Annotated in this window: 8 protein-coding genes and 1 pseudogene; all 9 read right to left on the bottom strand. The window is 62.5% G+C overall.

Annotation, left to right across the window (positions count from 1 at the left end; translation table 11 throughout):
- Window positions 1–1,382: type IV pilus assembly protein FimV (locus tag AWB67_RS33045; protein WP_374729871.1), on the bottom strand; the 1,382-nt coding region annotated here is incomplete at its 3' end.
- 123 nt (window positions 1,383–1,505) lie between these two features.
- On the bottom strand, window positions 1,506–2,627 hold the full coding sequence (asd, locus tag AWB67_RS33040) for an aspartate-semialdehyde dehydrogenase (protein WP_087660239.1): 1,122 nt from the start codon (window positions 2,625–2,627) through the stop codon (window positions 1,506–1,508).
- Between the two features lie 81 nt (window positions 2,628–2,708).
- Window positions 2,709–2,915 (bottom strand): hypothetical protein, encoded by a 207-nt coding sequence (locus AWB67_RS40070; protein WP_125477792.1) that lies wholly within the window; start codon window positions 2,913–2,915, stop codon window positions 2,709–2,711.
- Window positions 2,916–3,011: 96 nt separating this feature from the next.
- On the bottom strand, window positions 3,012–4,079 hold the full coding sequence (leuB, locus tag AWB67_RS33035) for a 3-isopropylmalate dehydrogenase (RefSeq protein WP_087660238.1): 1,068 nt from the start codon (window positions 4,077–4,079) through the stop codon (window positions 3,012–3,014).
- A gap of 46 nt (window positions 4,080–4,125) precedes the next feature.
- Window positions 4,126–4,776, bottom strand: coding sequence for a 3-isopropylmalate dehydratase small subunit (leuD, locus tag AWB67_RS33030; protein WP_087660237.1), 651 nt, complete (start codon window positions 4,774–4,776; stop codon window positions 4,126–4,128).
- Window positions 4,777–4,809: 33 nt separating this feature from the next.
- The gene (gene leuC / locus AWB67_RS33025; RefSeq protein WP_087660236.1) at window positions 4,810–6,219 is read right to left on the bottom strand and encodes a 3-isopropylmalate dehydratase large subunit; all 1,410 of its coding nucleotides are present in this window, start codon (window positions 6,217–6,219) and stop codon (window positions 4,810–4,812) included.
- Between the two features lie 342 nt (window positions 6,220–6,561).
- Window positions 6,562–7,863, bottom strand: coding sequence for a citrate synthase (gene gltA / locus AWB67_RS33020; RefSeq protein ID WP_087660235.1), 1,302 nt, complete (start codon window positions 7,861–7,863; stop codon window positions 6,562–6,564).
- A gap of 104 nt (window positions 7,864–7,967) precedes the next feature.
- The gene (locus AWB67_RS33015) at window positions 7,968–8,240 is read right to left on the bottom strand and encodes an FAD assembly factor SdhE (protein ID WP_087660234.1); all 273 of its coding nucleotides are present in this window, start codon (window positions 8,238–8,240) and stop codon (window positions 7,968–7,970) included.
- Window positions 8,241–8,254: 14 nt separating this feature from the next.
- Window positions 8,255–8,404 (bottom strand): annotated as a pseudogene (sdhB, locus tag AWB67_RS33010) (succinate dehydrogenase iron-sulfur subunit); the annotation flags it as partial.

Raw genomic sequence — 8,404 nt, 5'->3', positions numbered from 1 at the left:
GCCGCTTCACGTTCTGCCGCTTCACGTTCTGCCGCTTCACGTTCTGCCGCTTCACGTTCTGCCGCTTCACGTTCTGCGGCCTCTCGCGCTTCCGCTTCACGGGCTGCTGCTTCGCGCTCTGCTGCTTCACGTTCTGCCGCTGCACGCTCCACAGCCGCGCGCTCTGCTGCCTCACGCGCCGCCACTTCCCGCTCAGCCGCCTCCCGAGCCAGCGCTTCCTGCTTCTCGATTTCCAGCGCCTGCGCCTCCGCTTCAATCTGAGCGACGGTACGCAACGGCGGCACGAAATCGCGATGTCGCGCGGCGGGCGCCTCGGGCATGAACGGAGCCGGCCGCGATGCCGTTTCGCGCACCGGCGCGTCCGTCACCCGAACGGGCTTGTCGGCTTGCGCGCTGGCCGGCGTAGCGCGAGGCTCGTCGTCGGTCGGGGTATCGAATGATTGCGGTGCGTCGTAGTCTTCGAGGCTCGCGGCGACCGCGTTCAACTCCGCCTCGTCGCGCTGTATCGATACGCCTTCGAGATTCTCAGCAACTGCAGTCGGTGAAGGCGGCACGGCATTGCGTTCGACGGCCACGGCTTCGGCTTCAGTCTCCCGACGGCGCTTCGATTTGTTCAACAGATAAAGCACGAGCAGCACGGCAAACGCGCCGGCGCCGAGGTAGATCGCCATCGGATTCCGCGAGGGCGCGGCGGCGGGCGCCGGCGCCGACGCTGCCTCGCTGGCCGGCGTGACAGCCGATGCGTTCGCAGCGGCGGTCTCGGACGCAGCCGAAGCAGCGGGCGTTTCCGCCGTACCCGAGGCCTGAATCGTCCCGCCAGCGACGTGCGGCTCGCTCGCGCCGCCCGGAGCCGACGCCGATTCCTCGCGCTGCGCATTGAGAGCCGCACCCGCCGTCGCGGGCGCGGGCGCCGTAGAGCCAGCGACAGCCGGCGCGGAAGCCTGAGCCGGAACCGTCTCAACAGCCGCAGCCGCCGCACTCGCTGCCGACGCCGCTGAAGCCGCCGACGCCGCTGAAGCGCCCAAATCCACCGACGGCACATTCAGAACCGCGCCGAGCCTGAGCCGGCTCGGATCGCGCCCCATGAATGCGCCGGGATTCGCATCGAACAATGCGCGCGACATCTTTTCGCGCGTCGCGCGATCCTTCGATCCGGTGAGTTCGCCGGAAATATCGTTGAGCGACTGCCCCGGCTTGACCGTGTACTGCGTGCCGCCCGCAGCCGAAGCGCTCGAAGCAGCAGAAGCATCACTAGCCTGCGCCCGCGCATCGCCGACATTCGCCCCGAATAACATGACGCACGCGACACCGAACGCGAGCAACACGCCGCGCGACGATCCGCGTGACGAGGGGACGAAAGGCCGACGAAGTCGAAGGGTCATTGAGGCTCCAGGCACGTCGAAGAACGTAAAAAAAGCGAAAAGATCAGCCGCACAAAAACAAAAAGCGCCGCGGAAAACGCGACGCTTTTCGTGACTACGCGCGTCGTTGGCGCGTAGTTTACTTCACTTGTCGAGCAGAATGCGCAACATGCGGCGCAGCGGCTCGGCCGCGCCCCAGAGCAACTGATCGCCGACCGTGAACGCCGACAGATACTCGCCGCCCATCGCCAGCTTGCGCAGACGGCCGACCGGAACCGTCAGCGTGCCCGTCACCACAGCCGGCGACAAATCGCGCATCGATGCTTCGCGCTCGTTCGGTACGACCTTCACCCAGTCGTTGGCCGAAGCGAGGATGCCGTTCACTTCGTCGAGCGGCACGTCACGGCGCAACTTGATCGTGAGCGCCTGCGAGTGGCAGCGCATCGCGCCGATCCGCACGCACAGACCGTCGACCGGCACCGAGCCCGGCTCGCCCATCGCCGGCTTGCCGAGGATCTTGTTGGTTTCGGCGCCGCCCTTCCACTCTTCCTTCGACATCCCGTTGCCGAGGTCCTTGTCGATCCACGGGATGAGCGAACCGGCGAGCGGCACGCCGAAGTTCTCGGTCGGCATGGCGTCGCTGTTCATCGTGGCGAGGACGCGGCGGTCGATGTCGAGAATCGCCGACGACGGATTCGCCAGTTCTTCTTTCACCGCGCCGTGCAACGCGCCCATCTGGCTGAGCAGTTCGCGCATGTTCTGTGCGCCCGCGCCGGAGGCGGCCTGATAGGTCATGGCCGTCGTCCATTCGACGAGGTTTTCGCGGAACAGGCCGCCGAGCGCCATCAGCATCAGGCTGACCGTACAGTTCCCGCCGATGAAATTCCGGCCGCCCGCAACCAGCGAATCCTTGATGACGTTCAGATTCACCGGATCGAGGATGATGACCGCGTCATCCTTCATGCGCAGCGACGACGCCGCGTCAATCCAGTAGCCCTTCCAGCCCGCCGCGCGCAGCTTCGGATAGACGTCGTTCGTGTAGTCGCCGCCCTGGCACGTGATGATGGCGTCGCACTTCTTGAGGTCGTCGATGCTCGTCGCATCTTTCAGCTTTGTCTCGTTTTTAGCGAACGACGGCGCATTGCCGCCCGCATTGCTGGTGCTGAAAAACACCGGTTCGATCAGATCGAAATCGCCTTCCTGCTGCATGCGTTGCATCAGGACGCTGCCGACCATGCCGCGCCAACCAACGAGACCTACGTTCATGACTAACCCTTGAAGTGGACGCTTCCCCGCAACTTTACCCGGCGTGACCGCGCGGGGAAGATGGGCGGACACGACGGACGATCAGCGAATCGTGATCGTTTTGTGGGAGATTTTCGTAATGCGCTTGGACGTGCTCGACGTGCCGATGCGCGTAACCGTGGCGAGACGAATCGCGCGGGCCGTTTCGCCGCGTGAAATCGAGTCCAGAGAGATTTGAGAGATCTTCGCCATAAGAAAACAGTCTACACGATAACCCGCTCTTTTCGCCTCACCGGTGTCGCGATTCACTGAATTTCAAGCGGATCGTGCGGGATAAGCTGCGAAAAGAGATGTTTTCACGCGATCAGCGCTTTCTCGAAAAAGCGCCGATCGCGTCGCCCTGCGTTAAAGCGCCGCGAGCACCGCGTCGCCCATTTCCTTCGTGCCGACGGTCTTGCCGTCCTGCGTCGCGATGTCGCCGGTGCGGTAGCCCTGCTCCAGCACCTTCTTCACCGCGCTTTCGATGCGGTCCGCCTGCTCCGTCTTGCCGAGCGAGTAGCGCAGCATCATCGCGGCCGAGAGGATGGTCGCGAGCGGATTCGCCACGCCCTTGCCCGCGATGTCCGGCGCCGATCCGTGCGACGGCTCGTACAAGCCCTTGTTGTTCTTGTCGAGCGATGCCGACGGCAGCATGCCGATAGAGCCGGTCAGCATGGCGGCTTCGTCAGAGAGGATGTCGCCGAACATGTTGCCGGTAACGACCACATCGAACGCTTTCGGCGCCTTCACGAGCTGCATCGCGGCGTTGTCGACGTACATGTGCGACAGCTCGACGTCCGCGTATTCCTTCGATACGTCGATCATCACGTCGCGCCACAGTTGCGACGTCTCCAGTACGTTCGCCTTGTCGACGCTCGTCAGCTTCTTCTGCCGCTTTTGCGCAGCCTGAAACGCGACGTGCGCGATGCGGCGCACTTCCGGCTCGGAATAACGCATCGTGTCGAAGCCTTCCTTCGCGCCCTCGAACAGGCCGTCCGGCGACGAACGCACGCCGCGCGGCTGGCCGAAGTAGATGTCACCGTTCAACTCGCGGATGATGAGGATGTCGAGCCCGGCCACGATTTCCGCCTTCAGCGACGACGCCGCCGTCAGTTGCGGGTAACAGATCGCCGGCCGGAAATTCGCGAAAAGCTGCAGGTGCTTGCGCAGGCCGAGAATCGCCTGCTCGGGACGCAGCGCGCGTTCGAGCGAATCGTATTTCCAGTCGCCGACCGCACCGAACAGGATCGCGTCGGCTTCCTTCGCGAGCGCCAGCGTGGAATCTGGCAGCGGGTGGCCCTTCGCTTCGTAACCCGCGCCGCCGACGGGCGCCTCTTCGAGCTCGAACTTCTCGCCGAGCGCGTTCAGCACCTTGACGGCTTCCTTCATGATCTCCGGACCGATGCCATCGCCGGGCAGCACTGCAATCTTCATATCGTTTCCCAATCAGTTGAAAGTTATCGGACGCTTAGCGGACGACTTAGCGGACGAGCCGGTTGTTCAGCCACGGCTGCTTCGCGAGGCGCTCCGCTTCGAACTGGCGAATCTTGTCGGCGTGACGCAGCGTGAGGCCGATGTCGTCGAAACCGTTCAGCAGGCAGAACTTGCGGAAACCCGGCACTTCGAACGGGTATTCAGTGCCGTCGCCGGTGCGCACGACCTGCGCTTCGAGATCGACCGTCAGCGAGTAGCCGACGAACGCGTACGTCTCGTTGAACAGCTTGTCGACCTGTTGCTCCGTCAGCGCGATCGGCAAGAGGCCGTTCTTGAAGCAATTGTTGTAGAAGATGTCGGCGAAACTCGGCGCGATGATCGCGCGGAAGCCGTATTGGTCGAGCGCCCACGGCGCGTGCTCGCGCGAACTGCCGCAGCCGAAGTTCTTGCGCGTGAGCAGGATCGACGCGCCTTTGTAACGCTCCTGGTTCAGCACGAAGTCCGGGTTCAGCGGACGCTTGCTGTTGTCCTGGCCAGGCTGGCCGACGTCGAGATAACGCCATTCATCGAACGCGTTCGGGCCGAAACCCGTGCGCTTGATCGATTTCAGGAACTGCTTCGGAATGATCGCGTCCGTATCGACGTTCTCGCGATCCAGCGGCGCCACGAGGCCGCTGTGAACAATGAATTTTTCCATGACGCTTTACCGGTGAATGTTGTGCGCTTCAGTTCAGGCGAGCTTGCGGATATCGACGAAATGCCCTTCGATCGCCGCGGCCGCCGCCATCGCCGGGCTGACGAGGTGCGTGCGTCCGCCCGCGCCCTGACGGCCTTCGAAGTTGCGGTTCGACGTCGATGCGCAGCGCTCGCCCGGCTCCAGCCGGTCGGCGTTCATCGCGAGGCACATCGAGCAGCCCGGTTCGCGCCATTCGAAGCCGGCGTCGGTGAAGACCTTGTCGAGCCCTTCGCGTTCGGCCTGCGCCTTCACGAGCCCAGAGCCCGGCACGACCATCGCAAGCCGGATGTTCGGCGCGACGCGGCGTCCGAGCGTCTTCACGACGTAGGCGGCCGCGCGCAAGTCTTCGATCCGGGCGTTCGTGCACGAGCCGATGAAAATCTTGTCCGGCTTGATCGATTCGATCGGCGTGTTCGGCGTGAGCGCCATGTAGTGCAGCGCGCGTTCCAGCGCGTCGCGCTTGACCGGGTCTTTCTCGCGCTCGGGATCGGGCACGCGGCCATCGATCGACGTCACCATTTCCGGCGACGTGCCCCACGTCACTTGCGGCACGATTTCCGCGGCATTCAACTCGACCACGCGATCGAACTGCGCATCCGGGTCCGACTTGAACTGGCGCCAGTATTCGGCCGCCTGCTGGAACTCCGCGCCCTGCGGTGAGTACGGACGGTCCTTCAGGTAGTTGATCGTGATGTCGTCCACGGCGACCATGCCGGCGCGCGCGCCCGCTTCGATCGCCATGTTGCAGACCGTCATCCGGCCTTCCATCGAGAGCGCGCGAATGGTCGAGCCGCCGAATTCGATCGCGTAGCCCGTGCCGCCCGCCGTGCCGATCTTGCCGATGATCGCGAGCACGATGTCTTTTGCCGTGCAACCGCGCGGCAACTGGCCTTCGACCTTGACCAGCATGTTCTTGCTCTTCTTTTGCAAGAGCGTTTGCGTGGCGAGGACATGCTCGACTTCCGACGTGCCTATGCCGTGCGCGAGCGCGCCGAACGCGCCGTGCGTGGACGTGTGCGAGTCGCCGCAAACGATCGTCATGCCCGGCAGCGTCGCGCCCTGTTCCGGCCCGATGATGTGCACGATGCCCTGGCGCAGGTCGTTCATCTTGAACTGCGTGATGCCGAAGGCGTCGCAGTTGGCGTCGAGCGTATCGACCTGGAGCTTCGAGATCGGGTCCGCGATGCCGTGCGAGCGGTCGGTGGTGGGCACGTTGTGATCCGACACCGCCAGATTCGCGCTGATGCGCCACACCGGGCGCTCGGCCAGCTTCAGGCCTTCGAACGCCTGCGGACTCGTCACTTCATGCAGCAGGTGGCGATCGATATAGAGGATGGAAGTGCCGTCTTCCTCGGTGTGGATCACGTGCGAGTTCCACAGTTTGTCGTACAGAGTCTGTGACATGGTGAGCGCTTTCAAAGTGACTGCGGGGATCGTTCTAGGTGTCGGTCGATTATGCCACCAAGAAAGCGCGCGTGTTTCGGCTCGGAGAGAAAAAACCGATAAAAAACAGGGAGTTGGGTGGTAGTGACGCTACCTGTATGGGTGGTACCCGGATGGTTTTTCGCGCGGCGCGACGCGCTTTTGATTCAGCCTGCTGAGCCGAAAAGTGTTTCGTTTCACGGGCTTGGACGATGTTCCGCGTGCCGGATATGCGCTGCAGCCGTCTCGGACACCCTCTTGCCTGCCAAGATGCAAAAAACCCCGCGTAGGCGGGGTTCCTTGTCTGCGGCAAACCGAAAGCTCTTAACGCTTGTCGATCGCCTTGACTTCACGCGGCGCCTCTCCAATGAACAACTGACGCGGACGGCCAATCTTCTGCTCCGGATCGGCGATCATCTCGTTCCACTGCGCGATCCAGCCCACCGTACGCGCCATCGCGAAAATACATGTGAACATCGATGTCGGGATGCCCAGCGCGCGCTGCACGATGCCCGAGTAGAAGTCGACATTCGGATACAGCTTGCGCGACACGAAGTATTCGTCTTCGAGCGCGATCTTTTCGAGTTCCATCGCGAGCTTGAAGAGCGGATCGTCGTGCAGGCCGAGTTCTTCGAGCACTTCATGGCACGTTTCGCGCATCAGCTTCGCACGCGGATCGTAGTTTTTGTACACGCGGTGGCCGAAGCCCATCAGCTTCACGCCCGAATTTTTGTCCTTCACCTGCTTGATGAACTCGGGGATGTTGTCGACCGAGCCGATCTCTTCCAGCATGTTCAACGCCGCTTCGTTCGCGCCGCCGTGCGCCGGGCCCCATAGACACGCGATACCGGCCGCGATACACGCGAAGGGATTCGCACCCGACGAACCGGCGAGACGCACGGTGGACGTCGAAGCATTTTGCTCATGGTCCGCGTGCAGGATCAGGATACGGTCGAGGGCGCGCACGAGCACGTCGTTGACCTTGTACTCTTCGCACGGGTTCGCGAACATCATGTGCATGAAGTTTGCGCTGTACGACAGGTCGTTCTTCGGATACACGAACGGCTGGCCGATGCTGAACTTGTACGCCATCGCGACGAGCGTCGGCAGCTTGGCGATCATGCGGATAGCCGAGACTTCCCGGTGACGCGGGTCGTTGATGTTCAGCGAGTCGTGATAGAACGCCGACAATGCGCCGACCGCTGCAACCAGTACCGCCATCGGGTGCGCGTCGCGACGGAAGCCGCGGAAGAAGAAGTGCATCTGCTCGTGCACCATCGTGTGACGCGTGACGGTATCGACGAACTCGGCTTTCTGCGCCTTGTTCGGCAGCTCGCCCTTCAAAAGCAGGTAGCACGATTCGAGGAAGTCGGCGTTGACCGCCAGTTGCTCGATCGGATATCCGCGATATAGCAGTTCGCCCTTGTCGCCATCGATATAGGTGATGGCGGAATTGCACGCCGCCGTAGACATGAAGCCCGGGTCATACGTGAACTTGCCGGTCTGACCGTACAACTTGCGGATGTCGATTACGTCGGGGCCCATCGTGCCCTTGTAGATCGGCAATTCGACGCTCGGCGAGTTGTCGCTGAACGATAGCGTGGCTTTAACATCTGACGGGGTCATAGCACATCCTCAATCGAAGTATGGATACAGGTTTTCGATAATTTGCACGACGGAGCGGCGCGGCAAAACTACAGTTTCGGGGGTTTTGCGAATTTCCGCAGAAATCACGCGGTGCGCAGCATCCCGAGCACGCGGGTCATATCCGGCGAAACCAGTTCGCCTTCTGGCTCCTTGCGCGCGAGCAGCAAGTCCATCAGGTCGTTGTCGCTCAGCTCCAGCAGACGGGTCAAAACGGCCACGTCGGTGTCACTGAGGTCATGCTCATATCGGCTGAAGAAACGCTCGAAGATCAAGTCGTTTTCCAGCAGGCCGCGTCGTGCGCGCCAGCGAAGGCGCGCACGACGTAGAGGGTCGGACTGATGCGGAATGTCACCCATGGCAAGAGTCCATCTCAGACAGCCCGCCGCACCATCAATTCCTTGATCTTGCCGATCGCCTTCGTGGGATTGAGCCCCTTCGGGCATACGTCCACGCAGTTCATGATCGTATGGCAACGGAACAGACGATACGGATCTTCCAGGTTGTCGAGGCGTTCGCCAGT

The organism is Caballeronia terrestris, assembly GCF_001544515.1.
Classification (GTDB): Bacteria; Pseudomonadota; Gammaproteobacteria; order Burkholderiales; family Burkholderiaceae; genus Caballeronia; species Caballeronia terrestris.
Note: the sequence above shows the minus strand (reverse complement) of the source record. Positions and strands in the feature narration are given on the sequence as shown.

Coding starts and splice junctions, on each gene's coding strand:
- leuB (WP_087660238.1), bottom strand. CDS start 4,079: ATGAAGATTGCAGTGCTGCCCGGCGATGGCATCGGTCCGGAGATCATG.
- gltA (WP_087660235.1), bottom strand. CDS start 7,863: ATGACCCCGTCAGATGTTAAAGCCACGCTATCGTTCAGCGACAACTCG.
- leuC (WP_087660236.1), bottom strand. CDS start 6,219: ATGTCACAGACTCTGTACGACAAACTGTGGAACTCGCACGTGATCCAC.
- AWB67_RS33015 (WP_087660234.1), bottom strand. CDS start 8,240: ATGGGTGACATTCCGCATCAGTCCGACCCTCTACGTCGTGCGCGCCTT.
- asd (WP_087660239.1), bottom strand. CDS start 2,627: ATGAACGTAGGTCTCGTTGGTTGGCGCGGCATGGTCGGCAGCGTCCTG.
- leuD (WP_087660237.1), bottom strand. CDS start 4,776: ATGGAAAAATTCATTGTTCACAGCGGCCTCGTGGCGCCGCTGGATCGC.